The organism is Micromonospora gifhornensis (assembly GCF_016863515.1).
In the GTDB taxonomy this organism is placed as follows: domain Bacteria; phylum Actinomycetota; class Actinomycetes; order Mycobacteriales; family Micromonosporaceae; genus Micromonospora; species Micromonospora gifhornensis.
Genome location: NZ_BOPA01000011.1, coordinates 100,033 through 125,182 on the forward strand (window position 1 = coordinate 100,033; position 25,150 = coordinate 125,182).

At 71.9% G+C, this 25,150-nt stretch carries 28 protein-coding genes; 11 read left to right on the forward strand and 17 right to left on the reverse strand.

The genetic code is table 11. The features are described 5' to 3' along the window. Positions 1-53: 53 nt before the first annotated feature. Entirely contained in the window at positions 54-1,232 is a 1,179-nt protein-coding gene (locus Vgi01_RS06740; RefSeq protein ID WP_102660705.1) for an NAD(P)-dependent malic enzyme, read from the reverse strand. Between the two features lie 138 nt (positions 1,233-1,370). Then, positions 1,371-1,712, reverse strand: a complete 342-nt coding sequence (locus Vgi01_RS06745) for a S24/S26 family peptidase (RefSeq protein WP_239088826.1) — start codon at positions 1,710-1,712, stop codon at positions 1,371-1,373. A 75-nt stretch (positions 1,713-1,787) separates the two neighbouring features. Here Vgi01_RS06745 and sodN point away from each other — a divergent pair, with 75 nt between their 5' ends. Next, a complete protein-coding gene (gene sodN / locus Vgi01_RS06750; RefSeq protein WP_013735721.1) occupies positions 1,788-2,192 on the forward strand; it encodes a superoxide dismutase, Ni in 405 nt (134 codons plus the stop codon). Between the two features lie 297 nt (positions 2,193-2,489). After that, positions 2,490-2,897: an ATP-binding protein gene (locus Vgi01_RS06755; RefSeq protein ID WP_204290476.1), complete on the forward strand. Its 408-nt coding sequence runs from the start codon at positions 2,490-2,492 to the stop codon at positions 2,895-2,897. A gap of 8 nt (positions 2,898-2,905) precedes the next feature. Here Vgi01_RS06755 and Vgi01_RS06760 read toward each other — a convergent pair whose 3' ends face one another. Continuing rightward, positions 2,906-3,295, reverse strand: coding sequence for a hypothetical protein (locus Vgi01_RS06760; RefSeq protein WP_102660707.1), 390 nt, complete (start codon positions 3,293-3,295; stop codon positions 2,906-2,908). A 42-nt stretch (positions 3,296-3,337) separates the two neighbouring features. On the opposite strand from Vgi01_RS06760, the gene Vgi01_RS06765 reads away from it, so the two are divergent. Together Vgi01_RS06765 and Vgi01_RS06770 are read left to right on the forward strand one after the other, a co-directional pair. After that, entirely contained in the window at positions 3,338-4,282 is a 945-nt protein-coding gene (locus Vgi01_RS06765) for a diacylglycerol/lipid kinase family protein (protein WP_102660708.1), read from the forward strand. Positions 4,283-4,728: 446 nt separating this feature from the next. Next, the gene (locus Vgi01_RS06770) at positions 4,729-4,986 is read left to right on the forward strand and encodes a WhiB family transcriptional regulator (RefSeq protein ID WP_007072794.1); all 258 of its coding nucleotides are present in this window, start codon (positions 4,729-4,731) and stop codon (positions 4,984-4,986) included. 104 nt (positions 4,987-5,090) lie between these two features. Here the strand turns inward: Vgi01_RS06770 and Vgi01_RS06775 are convergent, their stop codons facing one another. Genes Vgi01_RS06775 through Vgi01_RS06790 form a run of 4 tightly spaced genes read right to left on the reverse strand, consistent with a single transcriptional unit; the run spans position 5,091 to position 8,563 of the window. Next, entirely contained in the window at positions 5,091-5,864 is a 774-nt protein-coding gene (locus Vgi01_RS06775; protein WP_233197071.1) for a sirohydrochlorin chelatase, read from the reverse strand. A 53-nt stretch (positions 5,865-5,917) separates the two neighbouring features. Beyond that, the gene (locus tag Vgi01_RS06780; RefSeq protein WP_204290477.1) at positions 5,918-6,679 is read right to left on the reverse strand and encodes a phosphoadenylyl-sulfate reductase; all 762 of its coding nucleotides are present in this window, start codon (positions 6,677-6,679) and stop codon (positions 5,918-5,920) included. Beyond that, positions 6,676-6,837 carry a hypothetical protein gene (locus Vgi01_RS06785; protein ID WP_199180354.1) on the reverse strand — a complete coding sequence of 54 codons (162 nt, stop codon included), beginning with the start codon at positions 6,835-6,837 and terminating at the stop codon, positions 6,676-6,678. Before Vgi01_RS06785 ends, Vgi01_RS06780 begins: the two co-directional genes overlap by 4 nt. 13 nt (positions 6,838-6,850) lie before the next feature. Further along, positions 6,851-8,563, reverse strand: coding sequence for a nitrite/sulfite reductase (locus Vgi01_RS06790; protein WP_102660710.1), 1,713 nt, complete (start codon positions 8,561-8,563; stop codon positions 6,851-6,853). Positions 8,564-9,006: 443 nt separating this feature from the next. On the opposite strand from Vgi01_RS06790, the gene Vgi01_RS06795 reads away from it, so the two are divergent. Continuing rightward, entirely contained in the window at positions 9,007-10,401 is a 1,395-nt protein-coding gene (locus Vgi01_RS06795; protein WP_204290523.1) for a glycosyltransferase family 39 protein, read from the forward strand. On the opposite strand, the gene Vgi01_RS06800 is transcribed toward Vgi01_RS06795, so the two are convergent. Further along, positions 10,391-11,929, reverse strand: a complete 1,539-nt coding sequence (locus Vgi01_RS06800; protein ID WP_102660711.1) for a sensor histidine kinase — start codon at positions 11,927-11,929, stop codon at positions 10,391-10,393. The two genes, Vgi01_RS06795 and Vgi01_RS06800, sit on opposite strands and share 11 nt — an antisense overlap. Positions 11,930-11,954: 25 nt before the next feature. Beyond that, complete coding sequence (locus Vgi01_RS06805; protein WP_204290524.1) at positions 11,955-12,986, reverse strand: SIS domain-containing protein; 1,032 nt, start codon at positions 12,984-12,986, stop codon at positions 11,955-11,957. Positions 12,987-13,179: 193 nt separating this feature from the next. Here Vgi01_RS06805 and Vgi01_RS06810 point away from each other — a divergent pair, with 193 nt between their 5' ends. Further along, on the forward strand, positions 13,180-14,847 hold the full coding sequence (locus tag Vgi01_RS06810) for a tetratricopeptide repeat protein (protein ID WP_204290478.1): 1,668 nt from the start codon (positions 13,180-13,182) through the stop codon (positions 14,845-14,847). A 216-nt stretch (positions 14,848-15,063) separates the two neighbouring features. Here Vgi01_RS06810 and Vgi01_RS06815 read toward each other — a convergent pair whose 3' ends face one another. Next, on the reverse strand, positions 15,064-15,570 hold the full coding sequence (locus Vgi01_RS06815; RefSeq protein ID WP_013735732.1) for a GNAT family N-acetyltransferase: 507 nt from the start codon (positions 15,568-15,570) through the stop codon (positions 15,064-15,066). Continuing rightward, on the reverse strand, positions 15,567-15,782 hold the full coding sequence (locus Vgi01_RS06820; protein ID WP_204290479.1) for a biotin/lipoyl-binding carrier protein: 216 nt from the start codon (positions 15,780-15,782) through the stop codon (positions 15,567-15,569). Before Vgi01_RS06820 ends, Vgi01_RS06815 begins: the two co-directional genes overlap by 4 nt. 197 nt (positions 15,783-15,979) lie before the next feature. On the opposite strand from Vgi01_RS06820, the gene Vgi01_RS31375 reads away from it, so the two are divergent. Continuing rightward, entirely contained in the window at positions 15,980-16,054 is a 75-nt protein-coding gene (locus Vgi01_RS31375; RefSeq protein WP_370461611.1) for a 50S ribosomal protein bL37, read from the forward strand. Between the two features lie 110 nt (positions 16,055-16,164). Here the strand turns inward: Vgi01_RS31375 and rsrA are convergent, their stop codons facing one another. The 5 genes from rsrA to Vgi01_RS06845 form a co-directional block, all read right to left on the reverse strand. Beyond that, a complete protein-coding gene (gene rsrA, locus Vgi01_RS06825) occupies positions 16,165-16,452 on the reverse strand; it encodes a mycothiol system anti-sigma-R factor (protein ID WP_013735734.1) in 288 nt (95 codons plus the stop codon). Between the two features lies 1 nt (position 16,453). Next, positions 16,454-17,269: a sigma-70 family RNA polymerase sigma factor gene (locus Vgi01_RS06830; protein WP_275409877.1), complete on the reverse strand. Its 816-nt coding sequence runs from the start codon at positions 17,267-17,269 to the stop codon at positions 16,454-16,456. A 252-nt stretch (positions 17,270-17,521) separates the two neighbouring features. Beyond that, on the reverse strand, positions 17,522-18,136 hold the full coding sequence (locus tag Vgi01_RS06835) for an alpha/beta hydrolase family protein (protein WP_204290480.1): 615 nt from the start codon (positions 18,134-18,136) through the stop codon (positions 17,522-17,524). A 92-nt stretch (positions 18,137-18,228) separates the two neighbouring features. Then, positions 18,229-18,621, reverse strand: a complete 393-nt coding sequence (locus tag Vgi01_RS06840; RefSeq protein WP_102658328.1) for a WhiB family transcriptional regulator — start codon at positions 18,619-18,621, stop codon at positions 18,229-18,231. 199 nt (positions 18,622-18,820) lie between these two features. After that, entirely contained in the window at positions 18,821-19,531 is a 711-nt protein-coding gene (locus tag Vgi01_RS06845; protein WP_102658329.1) for an SOS response-associated peptidase, read from the reverse strand. A 104-nt stretch (positions 19,532-19,635) separates the two neighbouring features. On the opposite strand from Vgi01_RS06845, the gene aroA reads away from it, so the two are divergent. From aroA to Vgi01_RS06865, 4 genes are all read left to right on the forward strand, one after another. Next, positions 19,636-20,937 (forward strand): 3-phosphoshikimate 1-carboxyvinyltransferase, encoded by a 1,302-nt coding sequence (aroA, locus tag Vgi01_RS06850; protein WP_102658330.1) that lies wholly within the window; start codon positions 19,636-19,638, stop codon positions 20,935-20,937. 134 nt (positions 20,938-21,071) lie between these two features. Continuing rightward, complete coding sequence (gene rsgA, locus Vgi01_RS06855; protein ID WP_204290481.1) at positions 21,072-22,055, forward strand: ribosome small subunit-dependent GTPase A; 984 nt, start codon at positions 21,072-21,074, stop codon at positions 22,053-22,055. Between the two features lie 49 nt (positions 22,056-22,104). Beyond that, a complete protein-coding gene (gene hisN, locus Vgi01_RS06860; protein ID WP_204290482.1) occupies positions 22,105-22,908 on the forward strand; it encodes a histidinol-phosphatase in 804 nt (267 codons plus the stop codon). Between the two features lie 59 nt (positions 22,909-22,967). Next, positions 22,968-23,966 carry a DMT family transporter gene (locus Vgi01_RS06865; RefSeq protein WP_204290525.1) on the forward strand — a complete coding sequence of 333 codons (999 nt, stop codon included), beginning with the start codon at positions 22,968-22,970 and terminating at the stop codon, positions 23,964-23,966. Here Vgi01_RS06865 and Vgi01_RS06870 read toward each other — a convergent pair. Next, entirely contained in the window at positions 23,921-25,123 is a 1,203-nt protein-coding gene (locus tag Vgi01_RS06870) for a glycosyltransferase (RefSeq protein WP_102658334.1), read from the reverse strand. The two genes, Vgi01_RS06865 and Vgi01_RS06870, sit on opposite strands and share 46 nt — an antisense overlap. Positions 25,124-25,150: the final 27 nt, after the last annotated feature.

The window sequence follows — 25,150 nt, forward strand, 5'->3', positions numbered from 1 at the left end:
AGAAGGGGCCCTTCCTATGCACGAGGCGTTAAGAAGGGCCCCTTCCTTACACCTCAGGCGCGGGCGACGCCGTCGCGACGGGCGGCTTCGGCGACCGCCTCGGCGACGGCGGGGGCGACGCGCGGGTCCAGCGGAGAGGGCACGATCGCCTCCGGGGTCAGTGACTCGGCCACCACCGAGGCGATGGCGTCGGCCGCGGCGACCTTCATCGCGTCGGTGATCCGGGTGGCCCGTGCCGACAGCGCACCCCGGAACACACCCGGAAAGGCCAGCACGTTGTTGATCTGGTTCGGGAAGTCGCTGCGGCCGGTGGCGACCACCGCGACGTGCCGCGCGGCCACCTCGGGGTGTACCTCCGGGGTGGGGTTGGCCAGCGCGAAGACGATTCCCCCGGGTGCCATCGCGGCCACCGCGTGCTCGGGGATCTGCCCGCCGGAGACGCCGATCAGCACGTCGGCGTCGCGCAGCGCCTCGGCGATGTCGCCCTGCCGCCCGTCGGCGTTCGTCAGCTCGGCCAACTCCGCCTTGGTGCCGGTCAGCCCGGTGCGGTACGCGGAGATGATCCCCTTGGAGTCGCAGACCACCACCTGGTCGGGGTCCACTCCCCCGGCCACCAGCATCTTGGTCACCGCCACCCCGGCCGCGCCGGCCCCACTGACCGCCACCCGCAGGTCGCCGAGCTTGCGGTCGAGCAGCGTGGCCGCGTTACGCAGCGCGGCCAGCACGACGATCGCGGTGCCGTGCTGGTCGTCGTGGAAGACGGGGATGTCCAGCGCCTCGTCGAGTCGGCGTTCCACCTCGAAGCAGCGGGGGGCGCTGATGTCCTCCAGGTTGATCCCGCCGAACGAGGGCGCGAGCGCCTTGACCACCGCCACGATCTCGTCGACGTCCTGCGTGTCCAGGCAGACCGGTACCGCGTCGACCCCGCCGAACTGCTTGAACAGCACGGCCTTGCCCTCCATCACCGGCAGCGCGGCGCGCGGGCCGATGTCGCCGAGGCCGAGTACGGCCGTGCCGTCGGTGACGACCGCGACGGTGTTCGACGCCCAGGTGTAGTCGTGGGCGAGCGCCGGTTCCGCGGCGATGGCCTCACAGACCCGGGCCACGCCCGGGGTGTACGCGAGGGAGAGGTCGTCACGGCTGGTCAGCGGGACGGTCGAGACGACGGCCATCTTGCCGCCCCGGTGCAGTTGGAAGACGGGATCAGCAGGGTCCACGGTGGACGTAGGCATGGTGACTCCAGGGTCTGTCGAGCAGAGGCCAGCCGGTCGGGGCACACGGTGAGGCGACGAGCGGCGGCACGTGGTGCGGGGGGTCACCCGGGCGCTTCCGAGCATAGTGGGGTCGAGTGGCCCAGTATGTGGGCAGGGTCATAACGGTCGAGGCGGTACCCGCCCGGGGCGGGGCCAGTACCGGGCCACCACCCGGCCGAGCACGTCGGCGACCCCGTACGCCCGGGAGTCGTCGGTGACCAGGTCGTTGTCGCCGTGCAACCACCATCCGCCGTCGGTCGGACGGACCGCGCGCTTGACCACCAGCAGGTCAGGTCGGCTGCGGAAGACGGCGATCACCACGTCGCCGGGGCGGATCTCCCGACCACCGCGGCGGACCAGCACCGCGTCGCCGTGACGCAGCGTCGGCGACATGGAGGGACCGGTCACGAGTACGGGCGACAGTGGCCATCGCAACCGCAGCACGGACACCGGTTTCACCTCCACCGCTCTCGGGGACCTCGTCCAGGAGTAATGTCGTCTTGGATCATCGCAAACGTCCTATGGAGGATCCTGATGCGACTTGCCCGCATCCTCGCGCCTCGCTTGACCGCCAGCGCGCACTGCGACCTGCCCTGCGGTGTCTATGACCCCGCCCAGGCTCGGATCGAGGCCGAGTCGGTGAAAATGATCTGTGAGAAGTACCAGGCCAACACCGACCCGGAGTTCCGGACCCGCGCCATCCTGATCAAGGAGCAGCGGGCTGACCTGGTCAAGCACCACCTCTGGGTGCTGTGGACCGACTACTTCAAGCCGCCGCACTTCGAGAAGTACCCTCACCTGCACCAGCTGTTCAACGAGGCCACCAAGCTGGCCGGGGCCGCCGGCGCCAAGGGTGCCACCGACCCGGCCAAGGCCGACGAACTGCTCCAGAAGATCGACGAGATCTCCAAGATCTTCTGGGAGACCAAGCAGGCCTGAGTGCCCGCCCTCGACGGCCGGTCCACCCCTTCCGGGGCGGGCCGGCCGTCGTCGTCCCGGCGCAGGGCACACCCCGCCGCGCCGCCCGGATTCCGTCGCTCCGGCACCGGGAGTGCGTTGCCGTGTCGCCCGGTTCCGTCGTTTCGGCACCAGGTGTATGCCGCCGTTGACGGCGCGTGCGGCCGCCGCGACCAGGTGCGTGACCGCTGATTTCGGTGCCCGCCGGTCGGCAACAGCGATGCGAGTCGACCGGATGACCGACTCAGCGGGTAGAGTCCCCGACCGGGGGGATGAGTGGTGACTCAACTGACCGGCCAACCGACGACCGACGACGACATCGTGCACCTCACCGTGCCCGCCGACGGCGGGTACCTCGGCGTGCTCCGCACCGCCACCGCCGGCCTCGCGGCCCGCCTGCACTTCGCGCTCGACGAGATCGAGGATCTGCGCATCGCCGTCGACGAGGCGTGCGCCATGCTGCTGGCGATCGCGCCCCGGGGGGCCGAACTCGACTGCCGCTTCGCGGTCACCGAGGACGCGCTGACCGTCGAGGTGACCGTGCCCACCGTGCGGGAGGCCCGGCTCCCGGCCGAGTCCTCGTTCGCGTGGAAGGTGCTCACCGCGCTCACCACGTCGGCGTCGGCGACCGCGACCGACGGCCGCGCCACCATCTCGTTGCTCACCCGCCGTGCGTCAGGCTGGTGACGGCCGGTTCACTCGAATCCGAGGGCACGGGTCGTGGGCGGGCTCACCAGCAGCCAGGTGACGCCGAGCCCGAGCGCGATCAGCGGCACCCCGAGCCAGCCCAGCCCACCTTGGATCATGAACCAGCCGATCGGCAGCAGCATCAGCTGAAGCACGATGGCGGGAGCACGGGCGCCGGCCCGATGGCGCACCAGCGCGTTTCCCAACGCCCAGAGCGCGACCGCGGCACCGATGGCGAAGGCCGTGACCAACAGCGCCGACGTCAGGTCGGTGGTACTGGCCGTGAGGTCAGCCACGATCAGCCACGCGGCGACCAGCCCGACGGCGACCGCCTCGACACGTAGCAGCCGGACCGCCCAACGGAGCGTGACGGGGGTCGGGTTGGAGTCGATGGTCACGCGGTCACGATACCCGTGCCGTCGCGCGGTACAGTGCGGCCCATGCGGGCCGTCCTGCTGGTCAATCCGAAGGCCACCACCACCAGCGAGCGCGCGCGGGACGTACTGGTCCGGGCGCTGCGCAGCGAAGTCGACCTCTCCGTGCGGTACACCCGCCGGCGTGGCCATGCCACCAATCTGGCCAGAGAGGCCGCGGTGGAGGGCGTCGACGTCGTGGTCACACTCGGTGGCGACGGGACGGTCAACGAGGTGGTCAACGGGCTGATGACGGCGACCAGCGTCGCCGGGCAGCCACCCACCGCCGAGCGGCTGCCCGCGCTGGCGACCGTGCCGGGCGGCTCGACGAACGTCTTCGCCCGGGCGCTGGGCCTACCCAAGGAGTGGGCCGAGGGCGCCAGCATGATCATGGAAGGGCTGCGGCTGGGTCGACGTCGCACGATCGGCCTCGGCCGCGCCGACGACCGCTACTTCACGTTCTGCGCGGGGCTCGGGCTTGACGCTGCGGTCATCCACCGCGTGGAGGAGGCCCGTCGCCGTGGCCGCGTCCCCTCGCCGGGGCTCTACTTCCGCGCCTTCACCGCACAGTTCCTGCTCGGTGCCGAACGGCGACACCCGGCGATCCGGCTGGAGCAGCCGGGTGAGACGACAGAGGGTGACCTGGCGAGCATCATCGTGCAGAACACCGCCCCCTGGACGTTCGTCGGGGATCGGGAGGCCAACCCGAACCCGGAGGCGTCGTTCGATCTCGGGTTGGACGTGCTGGCCCTTCGTCAGCTTGGCGTCGCCAGCACAACACGCACCGTGAGGCAATTCCTCTCCGCCACGCCCAATCCGCACGGTCGCCAAGTTGTACGACGCCATGACGTAGCGGAGTTCACGCTGGTCGCGAGCCGTCCGCAGGCGTTCCAGCTCGACGGGGACTATCTTGGCGAGCGGGAAAAAGTCAGATTCACCTCCGTTCCCGCCGCACTCAGAGTAATCTGTTAGGTCTCCGGTCCCACCGGGTACAAGTTGGCCGCGGCGCCCCCCAGCGCGTGACGACCGCGACACCCCGGATGATGCCGGAAATGTCAGCATTGTCCGGCGGACTGTACTATATTGATTCTCGACTGTGGTAAACCCGGGTGCCTGGAGTGATCCATTACCCGGACAAAAGGGTTGTGGGCTTGCTCACCGCGCGGAGTTTTTCCGAGCGCCACCCTTGACATTGCGTAAGTTCGTGAAAGTATTCACAAGCGAACTTGAGTTACCGGGACGCGCCTTGGACACACTCAACAAGTTGAGTCGTTCCAGCAGGTCCCGGAGCTAGCAAGCCTGCTCACGCATTGCCGAATTGATGGTTGCAAACCGTCACCATCGACATTGCGGATGCATATAAGAAAAGCACCAACAGCAACATCTGCCACCCACCCAGAATGAGGAGTGTTGCCGCCATGGACTGGCGTCACCATGCTGTCTGCCGCGACGAGGACCCGGAGCTGTTCTTCCCGATCGGGACGTCCGGTCCGGCTCTCCTGCAGGTCGAGCAGGCCAAGGCCGTCTGCCGGCGCTGCTCCGTGACCGACCAGTGCCTGCAGTGGGCGCTGGAGTCCGGTCAGGACGCTGGCGTCTGGGGCGGGATGAGCGAGGAGGAGCGGCGCGCTGTCAAGCGGCGCGGTGGCCTCCGGGTGCTGCGCGCTCACTCCGCCTGACCGACCACACCCAGGACGCCCCGGCCGGCCCCAAGCCCGCCGGGGCGTCCTGCTGTTCCCTGCTCTCCCCCACCCCATGCCCAGGTTCAGCGGCAGCTCACAGATCAGCGACTGCCACCAATCTCACGATCAACAAAGGCGTGGGAGAGACGGTGCAGGATGAGGTTCACCAGGTCCGGGGCGGTGCTCAGAGGGGCCGCCACCGCGACGGCACCGGCGGCTCGGGCGGCGGTCGTCACGGCGTCGTGAAACAGCCCGGGGGCCAGGAAGTACGCGGCCACGGCCACCCTTCGCGCGCCTGCGGCCCGCAGCCGCCGCACCGCCACGTCGACCGCCGGGGGTGCCGCAGAGGCGTACGAGACACGGGTCGGCATGCCGAGCATCGCGCCGAGGGCCCGGGCCACCCGACCCACGGATGCCCGCGCCGCCGGATCCCTGGTGCCGGCCGCAGCCAGCACCAGCGCGTCGAACCGGCCCGGATCCGCCTCGGCCAGCCGGTGTCGCAACGCGGCCAGCAGTGCCGGGTCCACCTCGTCACCCACCGGGCCGAGCACCTCGGTGATGCCCACCCGGATCGGCGTACCGGACTCGTGCGCGGCGGCCACCGCAGCCGGGATGTCCACCCGCCTGTGGTACGCGGCGGTGAGCAGCAGCGGCACCAGGATCACCCGGGAGTGCCCGGCGGCAGCCAGATCACGCAGGACCGTGGTCGGATCGGGCTCGGTGTGGTCGAGCCAGCTCGCGAGCACCTGCTGGCCCGGCCGGGCGACCGCGACCGCCCGGGCCAGGCCCCTGATCGCCTCGGCCGCCCGAGGATCACGACTGCCGTGCGCGACCAGGACCACCGGCTCGTCGGTCCGGTGGTCGGACGCGGCCACGCCACCGGCCCGGTCGCCGGACCGGGCCGGATCGGCGGATGGTGCCTCGTCGGTCAGAGGTGCAGCCCGCACTCGGTCTTCTCGAACATCGCCCAGCGGCCGGCACGCGCATCCTCGCCGGCCTTCGTCCGCCGGGTGCACGGCCAGCAGCCGATGGAGCCGTAGCCGCGCCGGAACAGCTCGTTGACCGGCACGTTCCACCGGGCGATGTACGCGTCGACGTCCGCCTGGCTCCAGGCTGCGATCGGGTTGACCTTGACCTTGCCCCGACGGGCGTCGAAGGTCACCACCGGCGTGTTGGCCCGGGTCGGCGACTCGTCCCGCCGCAGCCCGGCGGCCCAGGCGTCGTACCCGGCCAGCGCCCGCTCCAGCGGTTCCACCTTGCGCAGCTGGCAGCACTCGTCCGGCGACTTGTTGAACAGTCGTGGCCCGTACTCGCCGTCCTGCTGGCCGACGGTGAGCCGGGGCCGGATGGAGCGGACGTTGACCGGCAGCTTGCGGGCGACCGCGTCCCGGACGGCGAGGGTCTCCGGGAAGTGCAGACCGGTGTCCAGGAAGACCACGTCCACCCCCGGTGCCACCCGGGACACCAGGTGGGCCAGCACCGCGTCGGCCATCGAACTGGTCACGCAGAACCGGTCGCCGAAGGTCTCCGCGGCCCACCGGGCGATCTCCAGCGCGGGCGCGCCCTCCAACTCCCGTCCGGCGCGTTCGGCCAACTCCCGCAGTTGCTCGGGGCTGCGTTGCCCCGCGCCGGTCGCAGTGGGTGCGGTGCCGACCAGCCCCAGGCCGGCGGCGGAAACCAACGCGCTCATCGCTGCACCGCCCGGGAGAGCAGGCCGGTGAACCGGACGGTGAAGACCCGGGCGCAGGCGTGGCACTCCCAGGCGCCGTGCCCGGTCTCGCTCGGTCGCAGGTCCTCCTCACCGCAGTACGGGCAGTACAACGGTGCGGCACGGGTCTCGCTGCTCATCGCGTCACCTCGCTCATCGCAGTTGCTCCTCGTCGACCCTGATCACCCAGTTGGCGAAGGTCTCGCCCTCGGTGCGGCCCGCCAGATAGCGCCGGGCCAGCCGCTCGACGTACTCGGGAAGCTCGTCGGCGGTCGTCTTCAATCCGCGCAGCTTGCGGCCGAAGCCGGCGGTCTGTCCCTCGGCCATGCCCAGCCCGCCGCCCAGGTGCACCTGGAAGCCCTCGACCTGGCGGCCGTCCGGCCCGGTGACCAGCTGCCCCTTGAGGCCGATGTCGGCGACCTGGGTGCGGGCGCAGGCGTTCGGGCAGCCGTTGATGTGGATGGAGATGTCCGCGTCGAAGTCGCGCAGCTGCTGCTCCAGCCGGGCCACCAGCTCCTCGCCGCGCGCCTTGGTCTCGACGATGGCCAGCTTGCAGTACTCGATGCCGGTGCAGGCCATGGTGCCGCGCCGCCAGGCCGAGGGTCGGGCCTCCAGCCCGATCTCCCGCAGGCCCGCGACCAGGGACTCCGTCCGCTCCGGCGGCACGTCGAGCACCAGCAGCTTCTGGTACGGCGTCAGCCGCACCCGGTCACTGCCGTGCGCCTGCACCACGTCGGCCAGTTGGGCGAGCTGGGTACCGGAGACCCGACCGACCACCGGGGCGGCACCGACGTAGTTGCGGCCGTCCCGCTGCCGGTGCACACCGATGTGGTCGACCGGCTTGTCCGGCAGTTCGGGGGCGGGCCCGTCGAGCAGCGTCCGGCCCAGGTACTCCTTCTCCAGCACCTCGCGGAACTTCGTCACGCCCCAGTCGGCGACGAGGAACTTCAGCCGGGCACGGTGGCGCAGCCGGCGGTAGCCGTAGTCGCGGAAGATGCCGACCACGCCGGCCCAGACGTCCGGCACCTCGCCCAGCGGCACCCACACGCCGAGCCGTTGGGCCAGCATCGGGTTGGTGGACAGCCCACCGCCGACCCACACGTCGAAGCCGGGGCCGTGCTCGGGGTGATCGACGCCGAGGAAGGCGATGTCGTTGGCCTCGTACGGGGTGTCCACCAGCCAGGAGATCGACGACTTGAACTTGCGCGGCAGGTTGGAGTACTGCTTGTCGCCCACGTACCGCGCGACGATCTCGTCGATCGCGGGGGTCGGGTCGACCAGTTCCGTCTCGGCCACCCCGGCGACCGGGCTGCCGAGCACGATGCGGGGGCAGTCACCGCACGCCTCGGTGGTCTGGAGGCCTACCGACTCCAACCGCCGCCAGATCTCCGGCATGTCCTCGACCCGGATCCAGTGGTACTGGATGTTCTGCCGGTCGGTGATGTCGGCGGTGTCCCGGGCGAACTCCCGGGAGATCTCGGCGATCGTCCGCAGCTGCGCCAGGTCGAGTTGGCCGCCGTCGACCCGCACCCTGAGCATGAAGTATTCGTCTTCCAGCTCGTGCGGTTCCAACACGGCGGTACGACCACCGTCGATTCCTGCCTTACGCTGAGTGTAGAGACCCCACCAGCGGAAGCGGCCACGCAGATCCTGCGGGTCGATGGAGGCGAAGCCACGATGGGCGTAGATGTTCTCGATGCGGTCCCGCACGTTCAGCGGGTCGTCGTCCTTCTTGATCCGCTCGTTGGGGTTGAGCGGCTCGCGGTGCCCGAGTGCCCACTGACCCTCACCGCGGGCACGGCGCGGTGCCCGGGGCGGGCGCGCCGATAGATTCCCCGTGCGGGCCGGAATGTCGCTGACCGCCATCGCGGCGTCCTCCGTTGTCTGCGGTGCCTCGTCTGGGTACGCGGACGTAGCGACCGGCTCCCGGTGGGGCCGTGGACAACGGTGTCTTGGGCGGCCGGCGCGCTGCGTACCCGAGGCAGAATGGTCGGGCGTCGTCAGTGGGCCGGACAGATGGCGCTGCGCACGCGGCCGTAGTCAACGTGGCGGCGAGCCACGAGACGGCGTACCACGGCGGCAGTCATGAGGCTCATGCTGCCACACCGCCGACAGGCCAGCCAATGAGTGCGTGCGAGATCCCACATCACGGGCGATCGCTGCCGCCATCGGCGGGCTCGACCGTGTGGCAGGCTCACGTCATGGGTGATTTGTCCGGTAGGTCGATTCCGACCGCCGGGACGGGCGTACGGCTCACCGGGTGGCGGCTGCGTGCGCTGCCGGTGTGGCTGGTGCCGTCGGCCCTCACCATGATCGTCACACTGGTCGGGCTGGACGCCGCCCAGCCGTGGCGGGACGAGCTGGCGACCTGGAGCGCCGCCACCCGCGGAGTGGCCGGCCTGCTCCGCCTCGCCGGCACCATCGACGCCGCGACCGGGCCGTACTACCTGTTCATGCACTACTGGCTGCTGGTCGCGGGCGACACGGTGGCCGCGCTACGGCTGCCGTCCGCGTTGGCGATGACGGCGGCCGCCGGCCTGACCGCCGTACTCGGTAAACGGCTGTGGAACACCCGCGTCGGCATCCTCTCCGGTCTGCTCTTCGCGGTGCTGCCCGCCACCGCCCGGTACGGGCAGGAGGCCCGACCGTACGCCCTGGCCTCCGCCCTCGCCGTGTTGAGCACGCTGCTGCTGGTCGACGCCCTGCGCCGACCCGGCCGGGGTCGGTGGGTGGCGTACGCCGTCGCGACGGCCGCCCTCGGGCTGACCCACCTGATCGCGTTGACGCTTGTCGTCGCGCACGCCGTCGTGGTCTTCACCCACCGGCCGGAGTCGCGCCGCTCCGGTCAGGGGCTGGTGGGCCGGCTCGGGCCGCTCGGGCCCTTCCTGCTCGCACTGGTGCCGACGGCGGTGCTGGTCACGCCGCTGGCCCTGCGCGCCCGGGAACAGCGGGAACGGCAACTCGACTGGGTCGACACCGCCCGGCTCGGCGACCTGGCCGCGCTTCCCGGCGGGCTGGCGCAGACCGCGGCGGTGGGCGGCCTGTTGGTGGCGCTCGCGGTACTCGGTGCCGGACGACTCGGTCGACGCGCGTCGCTCCCGGTGGCCTGCCTGCTGCTGCCGGTGCTGCTGCTGTTCGCCGCCGGACTTGTCGTCCCGCTGTGGGTGCCCCGCTACCTGATCTTCGTGGTGCCGTTCGGCTGTCTGCTGGCCGGTGCCGCGTTGGCCTCGGCGCGGCTGCGGGTCGCGCTCGTCGTGGTGAGCCTGGCCGGCCTGCTCGGCCTGCCGGACCACGTCGCGCTACGCCGTACGCACGAGTGGCCGCGTACCGCCACCGTCGACTACCACGGCGCGGCACAGATCATCGCCGCCGGCCAGCGTGCCGGCGACGCGGTGGTCTACCACCCCCGCGACAGTTGGCTCTTCCTCGACCTCGGCGTGCGCTACCACCTGCACGAACAGACACCTCGCGACGCGCTGCTGGCCGAGGGGCAGCAGCACCGGGGCGACCTGTGGGCCGCCGAGTGCGACCGCCCCGCCGACTGCCTGGCCGACGTACGCCGGGTCTGGCTGGTCGTCGCCGGCCGGGGCGACGGACCGCTGGACACCGTCCCCGGTGCCAAGGGCGACGCGCTGCGCGCCGCCTACAGCGTCGAGCGGATCTGGCCCCGCCCCGGCCTCACCGTCGCGTTGCTCACCCGCTAGCCCGGGCCAGGGGGAGCGTGAGGACGGCCTCGGTGCCGCCCTCGGCACCGGGACGCAACTCGATGCTGCCGCGGAGTTCGCCGGTGACAAGCGCCCGGACGATCTGCAGTCCGAGCTTGGCGCCCCCCTCGGAGTCGAACCCGGCCGGCAGTCCCCGACCGTTGTCGGCGACCGTGACGTGCAGCGTCTTGCGCAGCCGGTGCGCGGTGACCACGACCTGCGGCGGCGCCAGTGGTTCCTGCGGCACCGGCTCCGGCCCACCCTCGTCGGCCGACGGAAAACCGTGCTCGACGGCGTTGAGCAGCAGTTCGTTGAGGACCATCACCAGTGACGTGGCGATCTCGGCGGGGAGTACGCCGAAACTGCCCTCGCGCCGCATGCCGACCGACACCTCGGTCGCCGCCACCTCGGTCGCCGCGCTGGCCACCCGGTCCACGATCCCGTCGAACTCGACCGCCTCGTCGCTGGACATGGAGAGGGTCTCGTGCACCAGGGCGATCGACGCCACCCGGCGTACCGACTCCTCGAGCGCGACCCTGGCCTCGGGCATGCCGACCCGACGGGCCTGCAGGCGCAGCAGGGCCGCGACGGTCTGCAGGTTGTTCTTCACCCGGTGATGGATCTCCCGGATGGTCGCGTCCTTGGTGATCAACGCCCGGTCGCGGCGGCGTACCTCGGTGATGTCGCGGACCAGGACCAGCGCGCCGATCGGCACTCCCGCGGGCATCAGCGGCAGGGCCCGGGTCAGCATGGTCGCGCCGCGGGCGTCGATCTCCCGCCGGGGTGGTGCCTCGCCGCGCAGCGCGGCGAGGATGCCGTTGGCCGCCTCCGTGCCCTCCAGCGGATCGCTTGCCAGCCGGCGGTTCAGCGCCGCGAGATCCTCGCCCACCAGGTGGGAGGCGTAGCCCAACCGCCGGTACGCCGACTGCGCGTTCGGGCTGGCGTAGGTGACCTTGCCGCCGGCGTCCAGCCGGACCAGTCCGTCGCCGACCCGTGGCGCCGAGGTGGTCTCGCCGGGATGCCGGGGCGGCGGGAAGGTGCCGTCGGCGATCATCTGAGCCAGGTCGTCGGCGGTGGTCAGGTAGTTCAGCTCCAGCTGGCTGGGGGTACGCGCGGTGGAGAGGTTGGTGTCGCGGCCCACCACGGCGATCACCTCGCCGGACTCACCGTCGGCGGCCCGCAGCCGGACCGGGATCGCCTCGTGCCGGGCGGGCACGTCGCCGTACCAGACCGGGTCGCCCTCCCGCCAGATCCGCCCCTGCCCGTAGGCGACCTCCAGGTGCGCCACCTCCGGCCCGCCGACGATCCGCCCCACCTGGTCGTCCTGATAGGCGGTGGGTGCGGTCGTCGGGCGGACCTGGGCGACGCAGAGGAAGGTGCCCTCCCCGTCCACCGGCACCCAGAGCAGCAGGTCGGCGAAGGAGAGGTCGGACAGCAGTTGCCAGTCACCCGCTATCCGGTGCAGGTGGTCGATGTCGGCCGGGCGCAGACGGGTGTGCTCTTCGGCGAGGTCGCGCAGCGTGGACACGCCGACCAGCGTGCCATGCGAGCGGTCACATCGTCGCGGTGACCTTCTTCAACCCTCGTGGCGCGTCCGGATCCTCACCCCGGGCCAGCGCCAGGGCCAGGGCCAACCGTTGCAGCGGCAGGATGTCCAGCAACGGGGCGTACCGCTCGTCGACGTCGGGCACCGCGATCCGGGTGGCGCCGGCGACCTCGGCGGAGCCGACCACGACCACGTCGGCCCGCCGCTCGCCCAGTCGGGGCAGCACCTCGCCCATCGACTGACCACCGGGGCCCGAGCCGACCACGGCCAGCACCGGCACGTCCGGGTCGGTCATGGCGAGCGGGCCGTGCAGCAGGTCGGCACCCGAGAATGCCAGGGCCGGCAGGTAGGAGGTCTCCATCAGCTTCAGCGCGGCCTCCCGCGCGGTGGGGTACGCGTACCCCCGGCCGGTGGTGACCAGTTGCCCGGCGAAGCGGTAGCGCGGCGCGAGCTGGCTGGCAGTCGGGTCGGCCAGCGTGCGGGCGGCCAACTCGGGCAGCTCGGCCACGGCCCGGCGCTCCTCCTCGGGCAGCACGCCGTCGCCGGCCCGGATGCCCTCGATCAGCAGCAGCAGGGCGAGCAGTTCGGCGGTGTACGTCTTGGTGGCCGCCACCGCCCGCTCGTGCCCGGCCGCGATGTCCACGCCGAGTTCGGCGGTCGCCGCCAGCGGCGAGTCCGGCGCGTTGGTCACCGCGAGGGTGAGCGCGCCCGCCTCCCGGGCGACCCGCAGCACCTCGGTCAGGTCGGGCGAGCCGCCGCTCTGGCTGACTCCGACGACAAGCGCGTCGGACAGGTCCGGCCGGGCGCCGAAGAGGGTGATCGCGCTCGGGGAGGCGAGACCGGCCGGCAGGCCGAGCCGGATCTCGGCCAGGTAGGCGCCGTACAGCGCGGCGTGGTCCGAGGTGCCCCGCGCGGTGAAGACCACGTGCCGGGGCCGGCGCTCGGCGATGGCTGCCGCCACGCGGGCGATGGGTGCGGCGTACTCGGCGGAGAGCAGTCGCTCGTAACCCGCCGGCTGCTCGTCGATGTCGGCGGCCATGCCGATTCCTGGGCGTGTCACGAAAACTCCTCCCCTGCGCGATACCCGCGCGCTTTCTGCTCAGTCTTGCACCTTTAGGCGTCCAGATGCAATTTTATGAGCAGGATCGCGCAGCCAATCACCAAAAGTCGATGCCGTCACCTACGCTGACCCGGCCGCACCGCCAACCGGTACCGACAAGTGAGAGGACGACGTGGCCGAGGGAACGGACGATCGGGCGTTGCCGGCGACGGAGGAACTGGCACTGGCCCGAGAGGCCCTGCAAGCCGGTGACCTGACGCGTGCCGCTGACCATGTCGCGAACGCGCTCGCCCGGGCGCCGACCCTGCCCGAGGTGCACGAGACACTCGCCCGGTTGGCCACGGCCGGCGGTTCCGGCGGTCTGGACCTCTTCCCGCTGCACCATCACACCTTCGTCGGGGCGGTGGTCGCCCGGGCACACCTGCTGGCTGCGGCCGGCCACCCGGCCGAAGGGCTCGACCTGCTGGTCGCCGCCGCCGCGCACGCCCCCGGAACGGACTGGGCGGGCGTGCCCTGGGTCACCTCCCCCGAGTTGGCCGAGCGGATCGGCCCGGACCAGGTGGCTCGGGTGCTGATGCAGGTCTGCGCCGCCGCCCCGGACCCGGTACCCCGGTCCGACCGGGCCGCCCTGACGCCGTACCTGACGCTCGCCCGCAACGCGATCACCATTCACCCCGAGCACGCCCTGCTGCTGGGCACGGCGTCCGCGCTGGCCCGGCGCGCGGGCGAGGTGCCGCTCGCGGTGCGCTGGGCCGGCCGGGGAGTACGCGCGGCACCGTCCAAGATGGGCGAGGTCTGGCTCGGGTACGCGCTGCGCAGCGCCGGCCGCACCCGTGAGGGCCTCGCCGCGCTCCGCCGCGCCGTCGACCACGACCCGGACGACCTGGCGGTGTACGCCGACATCGCCGGCACGTTGGCCGATCACGGCCGACTGGACGAGGCGCTGAGCTGGATCGAGCGGGCCCTGGCGCGCAACCCGTCCTTCGACTGCGCGGTGCACACCGCCCACCGGCTGCGGTTCCAGCGCGACGGCGACGTCCGTCACCTGGTCGCGCTGGCCGACTACATCCGCGACAACCCGGACGACTCGCACGAGCACGCCGATCTGGCCGAGTGCTGCCGTGGCCGCCCGTGGCTGGGGCAGCTGACCCCGCCGACGGTACGCCCCCAACCCCTGCCCCTCACCAGCGCCGAACCGTCGACGGGACGTCCGGGCACCCCGCCCCCCTCGGCGGAAGCGACCCGTCGGCTGCGCCAACTGGCGCACCTGGCCTGGCCGCACCCACCGGCCGCGTACGACACGGCGGTGGCCCTGGCCACCCTCGACCTGACCGACCTGCTCGGACTGCTGGCCCATCCGCCCGAGACCCCGGAGAACGCGCTCGGACGGGTGCTCTCCGGCCAGGACCCCGCGCTGTGGGTACGGTGCGTGCAGGTGTGGACCTGCCTCGGTCTGCTGCACCATCGCACCGACGAGCCCTGGCCCTCCTCGACCCGCCGGCAGGTGCTGGTGGAGTTGGCCCAGGCCTCGGAGATCGCCGAAGCGGCCCTGTTCGCCCTGGTGACGGCCGCCTGGGTCGACCCGTCGATCCGACCCGACGTGGCCCAGGTGGTCACCGAACGTCTCGCGGCTGCGGCAAGTGACCGGGCAGGACCGTTACCGGTGACCGTCTCCCTGGCCCACCTGGCGCTGGCCACCCCCGGCCTCGACCCGGAGTGCGCCACCCTGGCCCGCATGCTGGCCGGCGCACCCGCCCGCCCCGGCCGCAGCACCCTCCGCGGCCTACTCGGCCGCCTCCTCCGCCCCTTCCGCCCCCGCCTCCCCAGCCCACCCCCCTAACCCCACTCCCCCCGCCCCGCGGCACCCGCAGCACCCGCGGCACCCGCGGCACCCCGCGATCTTGCACTTTTGGTCGGGATAAAGCCGACACACGCGACATTTCAGCGACCAAAAGTGCAAGATCGGCGGCGAGGCGCCGGGGTGTCGAATCCCCCGGCAAGTCTGGGAAGTCCTGGGAGTCTCAGGCAGTCCCGGGGCTCTCGGGGAGTCAGGGGGTCAAGGGGTGAGGGGGCGGCGGAGGGCCAGGAGGTGGACGTCGGGTAAGGGGGTCCAGTCCAGGCGGGGGGTACGGGTGAAGCCGTGGCGGCGGTAGAGGTGGTGGGCGGATTCGGCCAGGCCGTCGCGTACGCAGATGACCAGGGCGGTGCAGCCCAGCTCGGTGGCACGGGCGACGCACGCCTCGACCAGTGCTGCGCCCGTACCTCGGCCCTGTGCCGCCGGATCCACCGCCAGCATCCGGAACTCGGCCTCCCCGGGACCGCACAGTTCGGCGTACGGGCTGCCGGGCAGGACGAAGGTGACCGAGCCGAGCAGTTGCCCGGTGGCCGGGTCGGCGGCGACCAGCACCTCACCGTGCGCCGCCCGACCGGCCACGTCGGCCAGCACGTCGGCGTACCCGTTCTCGCCTTTGAGCTGCCCGTCCGCCTCGTACGCGGCGACGGTGAGCCGGGCCACGGCCGGATAGTCCGCCGGCACGGCCGGACGGACCAGCGGGCCGGTCAACCAATCACCGCGATCAGGTCGCCGTCCTGCACCACGTCGCCCTCGTCCACCGCGAGCTGCTGCACCACGCCGTCGGACTCGGCGACCACCGGAATCTCCATCTTCATCGACTCCAGGATCACCAGGGTGTCGCCTTCGGACACGGTGTCCCCGGCCGCCGCGACGACCTTCCAGACGTTGGCCACCATCTCGGCGCGGATCTCCTCGGCCATCTTCGGCCCCTTCCCTCGCGACTGCCTGCGACGTATCAAATCATGCGACGGCCGCCTGTGGGCCGGAGCAGCCCCGCCCGCGTTCGCCAGGAGCGGGCTCTAACATCAACAGGTCGGACCCTGGCGCCGGGAGGACCGGTGCGTGCACCGGCGCCGAGGTCGTGCGCAGGCGATCCGACCATCACGAGGAGGTCAGCATGGCGAAGAAGGCCCGCAAGAAGAAGGCCCGTAAGAAGAGCGCCGCCAACCACGGCAAGCGCCCCAACTCCTGAGCTGGTCCGCATCGCGGACCGGACAGGAAACGCCGATGACCCGGCTCGGGTCATAGCCGAAACGCCGGTGGCCCAGCTCGGGCCACCGGCGTTTGCGTACGAAAAGTGGGTCAGTCGGCCAGTTCGCGCGATTCGGTGCTCTCGAAGATGACGAGTTCGCTGATCCGTACCCGCAGCCGTTCGCGCAGTTCGTCAGGCGCGGACTCGTTGCCGCAACAGCGGGCCACCAGCGCCTTGACCTCCTGCTCGATGCCGTACTCCCGCAGGCAGGGGCCGCACTCGTCGAGATGGTGCCGGATCAGCGTCCGGCGCTCCTGCGCGCACTCCAGGTCGAGGTAGAGGTAGACCTCGGCGAGAACCTCACGGCAATCCGTCTCATGCGGATCTCCACAGCTCACGTCACACCTCCCGGCCACTGGCAGCGGCCGAACTCCGGGCCGACGGCGCGGCGGAGAAGCCGCGCTCCGCGGCATAGCCCTCAAGCAGCTTGCGCAGATTACGACGACCGCGGTGCAACCGTGACATGACGGTACCGATCGGCGTACCCATGATGTCGGCGACCTCCTTGTAGGAGAACCCCTCGACATCGGTGAGGTAGACCGCGAGCCGGAACTCCTCCGGCAACTGCTGGAGGGCCTCCTTGACGTCGCTGTCGGGGAGCCGATCCAGCGCCTCGGTCTCCGCCGAACGCAGACCGCTGGAGGTGTGCGACTCCGCCTCGGCGAGCTGCCAGTCGGTGATCTCGTCGGTCGGCGCCTGCACCGGCTGTCGCTGCCGCTTGCGGTAGGTGTTGATGTAGGTGTTGGTCAGGATCCGGTAGAGCCAGGCCTTCAGGTTCGTACCCTGCTCGAACTGGTGAAAGGCCGCGTAGGCCTTCAGGTAGGTCTCCTGGACCAGGTCCTCGGCATCCGCCGGGTTACGGGTCATCCGCAGCCCCGCCGCGTACAACTGGTCGACGAATGGCATCGCGTCCCGTTCGAACCGGGCCCTGCGCTCGTCCGTCTTCTCGGTGGTCAACCGCACATCCCCTCGGGTCGGATGCTTCCTCGCCGAGGATACGCGTCCAGACCTGCCGGGAGATTGGGTTCCGACGGGTGTGCCCGTCACCACCCTGGCCGGCGGCTCAGCCGCAGGCCACTCCGGTCCGGCCAACAGCTGCCTGAGCTGCGTGGCCTCCCGTTCGTCGCGCTCCCGGATCCGGAACTGGATCGGCACCGGTCACCCCCCTCGCACAGTGTTCGTCCGTGGGGTGCAACATCCGTCGCAGGTCCGGGCATTCCATCTCGCGTCCTCCCATTCCTGGTCCCGGCCGGGGGGTGGGTGCACCACGGCCGGGACCGGGAAAGGGCCTGGGAGCCCGGTGCCATCCGAACCCGGGTGACACCATCGGGTGCAACGACCCGAACGGCAGCCGGAAACGGCGCGCTGCCTCAACCCGCCGCGAGCCCGATCCCGACGGCCCTGCGGTCAGTCCTGCGCCCAGCCGTGTCGGCGCAACCAGTCGAGCACCACCACAGCCGTGCCGGTCGGGTCGACCCGCAGGTCGTGGCGCTCCCCCGGCCGGATCACCACGTGCACCCCCGGAGCAGGTTCCGGCACGCCGAAGGGATCCCGGTCGCCGTTGACGACCAGGGTCGGCAGTCCGCTCGCCAGCTCACCGGCCCGACTGCGCTCCGGTCGCCCGGGCGGATGCAACGGAAAGGCAAGCGCGACCACCCCGACGGCCCCGACCGTGGTCGCGGTGCGGCAGGCCACCCGGGCCCCGCTGGACCGGCCACCCACCAGCACCGGTACGCCCGGCCAGCGGTTCCGCAGCACGGCGAGCACCACGCCCCACGCCTCGTCGAGGTGCCCGGCCGGTGCCGGCGCACGCCGACCGGCGACCCGGTACGGCTGGGTCACCCGAGCGACGATCACCCCGGCGGCCACCGCGGCATCGCGCAGCGCGCACAGGTCGGGGGCATCCACACCCCCACCCGCGCCGTGGCCCAGCACGAGCAGCGACCGGCCCGGTCCGGGTGGAGTGTCGATGTCCACCCGGGCCGGGCCACGCGGGGTCTGGATGATCTCGTCCTGCGGCACCGCCTCATTCTGCGGCCCCACCTCGCAGGTGCGGGGCAGACCTCGGCAGGAAAGGGCGCGCCGCGGTCACGGTCGAGGCGGCAGCCCGGTCCTCAGCGGGACGTCACCAGCGCGAGCAGTTGGTCGCGGACGGGAGGGCCCGCCTCGCTTGCCACATCGGGATCCGGTTGGACCTCGTCACGCCAGGCCACCAGCATCGCCCGCCGCTCGCGGGGGGTGGTGCCGCCCCACACGCCGTGGCAGTCGCCGACCTCCAGTGCCCAGGCCAGGCACGAGCCCTGCACGTCGCAGCTGCGACACAACGACACGGCGGCGTCGGCCGGCTCGTTCGGCGCCGGAAAAAATGTCTCCGGATCGACGCTCTGGCAGGCACCTCTGGTGCGCCAGGCTTCATCCTGTCGACGCTCGCTCAGTGCCCGCAACAGTCGCGGATCACGCCGCGCAGCGGCTACCTCATGTGGACGGGGCATACGTGCCCGAGTCATCCACCCACCTCCCCCGTGGGACCAGCAAGATCGATGAATATCGCTCTATTTGAAGGGAGCGACACCCACCACCGGCGCTGTGTTCTATCGCACTTGTGCACATCGAGACAAGACTTCGCCGCGAAGTTGGCAGAACGATTTGCTGACCTTTCGTCCGCAACCGCGGCAAATCACTCCCGACAATGTGGGGGCGGACCGGTCAGAACAGGGTGACATCCACCTGCTCGGCCGCAGGCATCGACGGCACCCGGGCGATCAACTCAGGGCCGTCGTTGCGCACGTTGCCCACGCCCGGCCCCACCGGCCGGATCTCGACGCCGGCGAGCCACTCCAGCGGCGGCGGCGCGAGCAGGCTCGCCGGGTCGTCCGAGGGGCCCAGCCAGGTCGCCCACCGCTGGCGCGGCAGCAACAGCGGCATCCGGTCGTGCACCTCGGCCAACTCGCCGAGCGCAGCCGTGGTCACCACGCTGAAGGTCAGCAGCGGTCCGCTGGGAGCTTCCCAGACCGACCAGATGCCGGCGAAGGCGAGCACCGGATCGTCCGTCGAGGTCATGTAGTACGGCTGTTTCGAGCCGTCCGGCCGCCGGACCCACTCGTACCAGCCGTCGGCCGGGACCAGGCACCGGCGGCGGGCGAAGGCGGGAGCGTACGCCCGGCTGGTGGCCACCGTCTCGGCCCGAGCGTTGATCATGCGGGCAGCGTTGGCGGGTGACCGGGACCAGGGCGGCAGCAGGCCCCAGCGACCGCGCGAGAGTGCCCGGTGCCCCTGCGCGTCGAGCCGGACCAGGGGCACCGGATCGGTCGGCGCGACGTTGTAGTCGGCGACCAGCTCACCCTCGGTCTCGTCGGTGGCCTCGAACAGTCCGCTCAGCTCGCCGGAGCTCCGGGTCGTGGCGTACCTCCCGCACATGCCGCACACGCTAGCGCGCCGGCGACCGATTGCGATGTCCCGTCCACCGGGAGTGGTACCGGCGGCGGGCGGACCGCCCGACCGCGACGCGGCAGAATGTAGTCGTGGGGAACCTGACCGCGACCCGGCCGCTACAGCCGTGGACCGCCCCGACCGCCAGCAATCCGGTCACGGCCTCGCTGCGGCTGCCCGGATCCAAATCGATGACCAACCGCGCCCTGGTGCTCAGCGCGCTGGCCGCCGGCCCTTCGACCCTGGCCAAGCCGCTGCGCGCCCGGGACACCGAGCTGATGGCCGGTGGGCTGCGGGCACTCGGTGCCCACGTGTCGATCGCCGACGACGAGCGGTGGCTGGTCCGGCCGCACCGGCTGGTCGGCCCGGCACACGTCGACGTCGGGCTGGCCGGCACGATCATGCGTTTCGTGCCGCCGGTGGCCGGGCTGGCCGAGGGCCGGGTCACCTTCGACGGCGACCCGGCCGCCCGGACCCGCCCGCTCGGGCCGTTGATCGAGGCGCTGCGCTCGCTGGGCGTACGCGTCGACACCCCCGCCACCGGCAGTCTGCCGTTGGCGGTGCAGGGCACCGGCCGGGTCACCGGCGGTGAGGTCGTGATCGACGCCTCCGCCTCCAGCCAACTGGTCTCCGGTCTGCTGCTGGCCGCGCCGCGGTTCGACCGCGGGCTGGTGATCCGACACGTCGGCCCGCCCGTGCCCTCCGCGCCCCACCTGCGGATGACCGTGCAGATGCTGCGGGCCGCCGGTGCGGCGGTCGACGACAGCACGCCCGACGTCTGGGTGGTCGAGCCGGGCCCGCTGAGCGGCCGAGGCTGGGAGATCGAGCCGGATCTGTCCGGTGCGGTGCCGTTCTTTGCCGCAGCCCTGGTCACCGGTGGTGAGGTGACCCTTCAGGGTTGGCCACGCAGCAGCGCCCAACCGGTGGAGCGGCTGCGTTCGCTGTTGCAGCAGATGGGTGCGGAGGTCGCGCTGACCCCCGAGGGGCTGACCGTGCGGGGCACCGGCAGGGTGCGTGGTGTGCACGCCGACCTGTCGGACGTCAGCGAGCTGACCCCCGCGTTCACCGGGCTGGCCATGCTCGCCGACTCTCCCTCGGTGTTCACCGGCGTCGGCCACATCCGGGGTCACGAGACCGACCGGCTGGCCGCGCTGTCCCGTGAGTTCACCGCGCTGGGCGGGGACGTCACCGAGTCGGCCGACGGGCTCCAGATCCGCCCCCGGCCGCTGCGCGGTGGGGTCTTCCACACCTACGATGACCATCGGATGGCGCACGCCGCCGCCGTGGCCGGCCTGGCCGTGCCCGGCATCGAGTTGGACGACGTGGCGTGCACCTCCAAGACCATGCCCGATTTTCCGGCGCTGTGGTCGGCGATGGTGACCGGTAAGAGCTGAACGCAGAGACGGGAGCGGTCCTGGCGACCAAGCGGCGCGAGTACGACGAGGACGACGTACGGGTCCGGCCCGGCAAATCCTCCCGTCCGCGTACCCGCACCCGGCCCCGGCACACCGACGCGCAGAACGGCTTCGTGATCGCGGTGGACCGGGGGCGGTACACCTGTGTGCTGGCCGCAGCCGCGCCGGACGCCCCCACCGTCACCGCGATGCGCGCCCGCGAACTCGGCCGAAAGTCGGTGGTGGTGGGCGACCGGGTCGGGCTGGTCGGCGACACCTCGGGCGTCCCCGGTGCGCTGGCCCGCATCGTCCGGATCGAGCCGCGCCGCTCGGTGCTGCGTCGTACCGCCGAGGACGACGCCAGCACCGCCGAGGGGCGGCTGGAACGGGTGGTGGTGGCAAACGCCGACCAGCTCGTGATCGTCAGCGCGCTGGCCGACCCGCCACCGCGTACCGGCTTCATCGACCGGTGCCTGGTGGCCGCGTACGACGCGGACATCGAGCCGCTGCTCTGCCTGACCAAGGCCGACCTGGCCGGCCCGGAGACGGTGCTCGACTACTACACCGAACTGGAACTGCCGTACGTGCTGATCCGGCCGGACTCGTCGCTGGACGCGCTACGCAGCCTGCTCGCCGGTCGGGTGTCGGTGCTCGTCGGGCACTCCGGGGTCGGCAAGTCGACGCTTGTGAACCGCCTGGTTCCGGAGGCCGAACGGGCGGTCGGCACGGTCAGCGCGATCGGCCGGGGCCGACACACCTCGACAAGTGCGGTGGCGCTGCGGCTGCCCGCGGTGGCCGGCCTGCCGGACGACCCGGGTTGGATCGTGGACACCCCCGGGGTGCGCAGCTTCGGGTTGGCGCACGTGTCGGCCGAGAGCCTGTTGCACGGCTTCTCGGATCTGGTCGAGGCCACCGTCGACTGTCCGGCGAACTGCTCACACAGCGCCGACGAGACCGAGTGCGCGCTGGCCGCCTGGGTCGCCGACGGTCGGGCCGACCCGCGCCGGCTGGCCTCGTACCACCGGTTGCTGGCCTCCCGGGCCGGTGAGACCGACCCGCGCGGTGCGACGAACCCCCGGGACGAGCCGGAGCACGATCCGCGCGGGCGGGCGGAGTGAGCGCGACCCACTCCGCCGGCGCGCCGCCGGCGTCGCTACGGTGCAACCCATGACCGGGTACGCCGACGACCTCGCCCTCGCCCACCGCCTCGCCGACGCCGCCGACGCCATCTCCACGGCCCGGTTCCGCGCCCTCGACCTGCGGGTGGAGTCCAAGCCGGACCTGACCCCGGTCTCCGACGCGGACACCGCAGTGGAACGCGAGATCCGCGCGCTGCTGGCGCAGCAGCGGCCCGACGACGGCCTGCTCGGTGAGGAGTACGGCGCGACGCCCACCGCCGGCACCCGCCAGTGGGTGGTGGACCCGATCGACGGCACCAAGAACTTCGTCCGGGGCGTACCGATCTGGGCCACCCTGATCGCGTTGCTGCAGGACGGCCGTCCGGTCGTCGGCGTGGTGTCCGCGCCGGCGCTGGGCCGCCGCTGGTGGGCGGCGCAGGGCAGCGGGGCGTACGCGGGCCCGACCCCCGACCGGGGCGAGGCGATCCGGGTCTCCGGGGTGCGCCAGCTGTCCGACGCGAGCCTGTGCTACTCGTCGCTGAGCGGCTGGGAGGAGCACGGCCGGCTGGAGCCGGTGCTCCAGTTGATGCGGGACACCTGGCGCAGCCGCGCCTACGGCGACTTCTACGGCTACATGCTGCTGGCCGAGGGTGCCCTCGACATCATGATCGAGCCCGAGTTGTCGCTGTGGGACGTGGCCGCCCTGGTACCCATCGTGACCGAAGCCGGGGGCATATTCACCGAGCTGGACGGTCGTCCAGCCCCCGCCGGAGCCGAGACCAGCGCCGTGGCCAGCAACGCGACGCTGCACCCGGACATCCTCGAAAGGCTCGGTCGGCCGGCCGCGCGCTGACGCCCGGTAGCCTCTATCCTCGCCAGGTGGCTACCGCGAGTTGGTGTTTTCTGGCGGCGATGATCGTCGCGTACGGCATCGCCAACCTGTTGCAGTCGGTCGCCGCCGCTCGCACCACGATGCAGCACACCTTCGATCCCGGGCTGCTGCTGCGCCTGGCCGGGCATCGCGCCTATCTGGTCGGTCTGGTCTGCCAGGTGGGCGGGTTCGTGCTGGCCTTCCTGGCCCGCCGGGACCTGCCGCTGTTCCTGGTGCAGGCGAGCGTGGCCGCCGGGTTGGGCGTCACCGCCCTGCTGGGCGTGATCGTGTTGAAGTGGCGACTGCCGATGGCCGAGGTCGTCCTGTTGCTGCTGCTCTTCGCCGGGATCACCGCGCTGGTGCTCTCGGCGCAGCCGGCACCGTCGAAGCCACTCGGCACGGCCGGGGTGATCGCCCTGCTGGTGGCCCTGGGGGCGATCGCGGTGCTGGGCATCTTCGCGGTCCGGTTGCAGGGCGCGCCGGGCTCGGTGGCGCTCGGTTCCCTCGCCGGGTTGGGGTTCTCCGCCGCCGCGGTGGCCGCCCGACCGCTGGCCTCCGCGCCGACCTGGGACGCGTTCCTCACCGACCCGCTGCTGTACCTGCTCATCGGCCACTCGATCGTCGGCCAGCTGCTGCTCGGGCTGGCGATGCAGCGGGGTTCCACAACGGCGGCGGTGGCCGCGATGGACGCCGCCGGGGCGGTGCCCGCGGCGATCGTCGGCCTGCTGCTGCTCAACGACAAGATCTGGCCCGGCCGGGAATGGCTCGCCGGCACCGGTTTTCTGATTACCCTCGCGGCGGTCATCGGGCTCACCAGGTACGCCGAGCCGCAACACCATCACGCGGTCGCGCAGGAGACCACCCGGGCCGTGCTGGACGGCGGCGTGGGCGGCCGGCAGCTGCCTCTGGTGGCCCCTCGACTGGCCGAGGACCGGCTGTGCGACTCGGAGTCGACCGGCCCGGCTCAGGCCGCCTCGACCCAGGCCGCCTCGACTCAGGCCGCCTCGACCGGTTTACGCCGTCCGATCACCCGCTCGTAGAGCCGCTCCAGGGCACTCGCGGTCCGTTCCCACGTGTAGCTGCACCGGACCCGGTCGACGGCCGCGTGCCCGTACGCGAACCGACCCGCGTTGTCGGTGATCAGCCGGCGCAGGGTCATCCCGAGCGTGCGTACGTCGCCCGGCGGCACCAGCTTGCCGGTGACCTCGTCGACCACGGCGTCGGCGATGCCGCCCATGGCGTATCCGACCACCGGGACACCGCAGGCCATCGCCTCCAGGGACACCCGGCCGGCCGAGGAGTAGTGCGGGGTGCAGGCCACCACGTCGGCCGAGCGGTACCAGGTGGCCATCTGGTCGTGCGGCACCGCACCCACCAGGTGCACCTGGTCGGCCACGCCCACCCGTTCGGCCAGCTCGCGCAGCCGGCGGGCCTCGGCGTGACCGGCCAGCTGACCGGCCGGCGGGCCACCGGCGATCACCAGCTCCGCCTCGCCGACCAGGCGCATCGCGCGAATCAGGTCGTCCTGACCGTGGCCGGGCGACAGCCCACCCACCGAGAGGATCCGGGGGCGCTGGTCACGCGGGGCGGCCTCGCCGTCGGGATGGAACTGCCCGGTGTCCACACCGGTCGGCACCATCGCCACCGACATGCGTTGCAGACCCATCCGGGTCAGTTCCTCCACCTCGTCGTTGCACTGGGCCACCGCGATGTCCACCGCCCGGGTCAGCGCCCGCTCCAGCGGAATGCGGGTACCGGGTCCGTCGTAGCGCGGGCCGAGGTGCCGCAGTTGCTCCATGCCGAGCGAGTGGAACGTCTGCACGACGGGGATGTCGGTCTCCCGTACGGCGTGCGCGGCGGCCAGCCCGCCGATCCAGTAATGACCGTGCACCACCTCGGGCGTCCAGTCGGTCGCCCACCGGTCGGCGAGCCACTGGCCGAACTCCGACACGTACGGCACCAGGTCGGCGGTGGGGGTCGGGGCCACCGGTCCGATCGGTGCCCGCTCGATCCGGTAGCCGTCGACCAGGTCGGTATCGGTGACGTCCGGATTGTCCCGTCGGGTGTACACCCGCACGTCGTGACCTCGTCCGGCCAGTTCGGCAGCGACCCGTGCGATGTGCTGGTAGGTGCCGACGACGGTCCCGTCGCCGGAGGTCGGCGCAGCGGCGTGGGCGCAGACAAGGCCGACGCGCATGGGTCACCTCCATGCGTAATTGAGCGG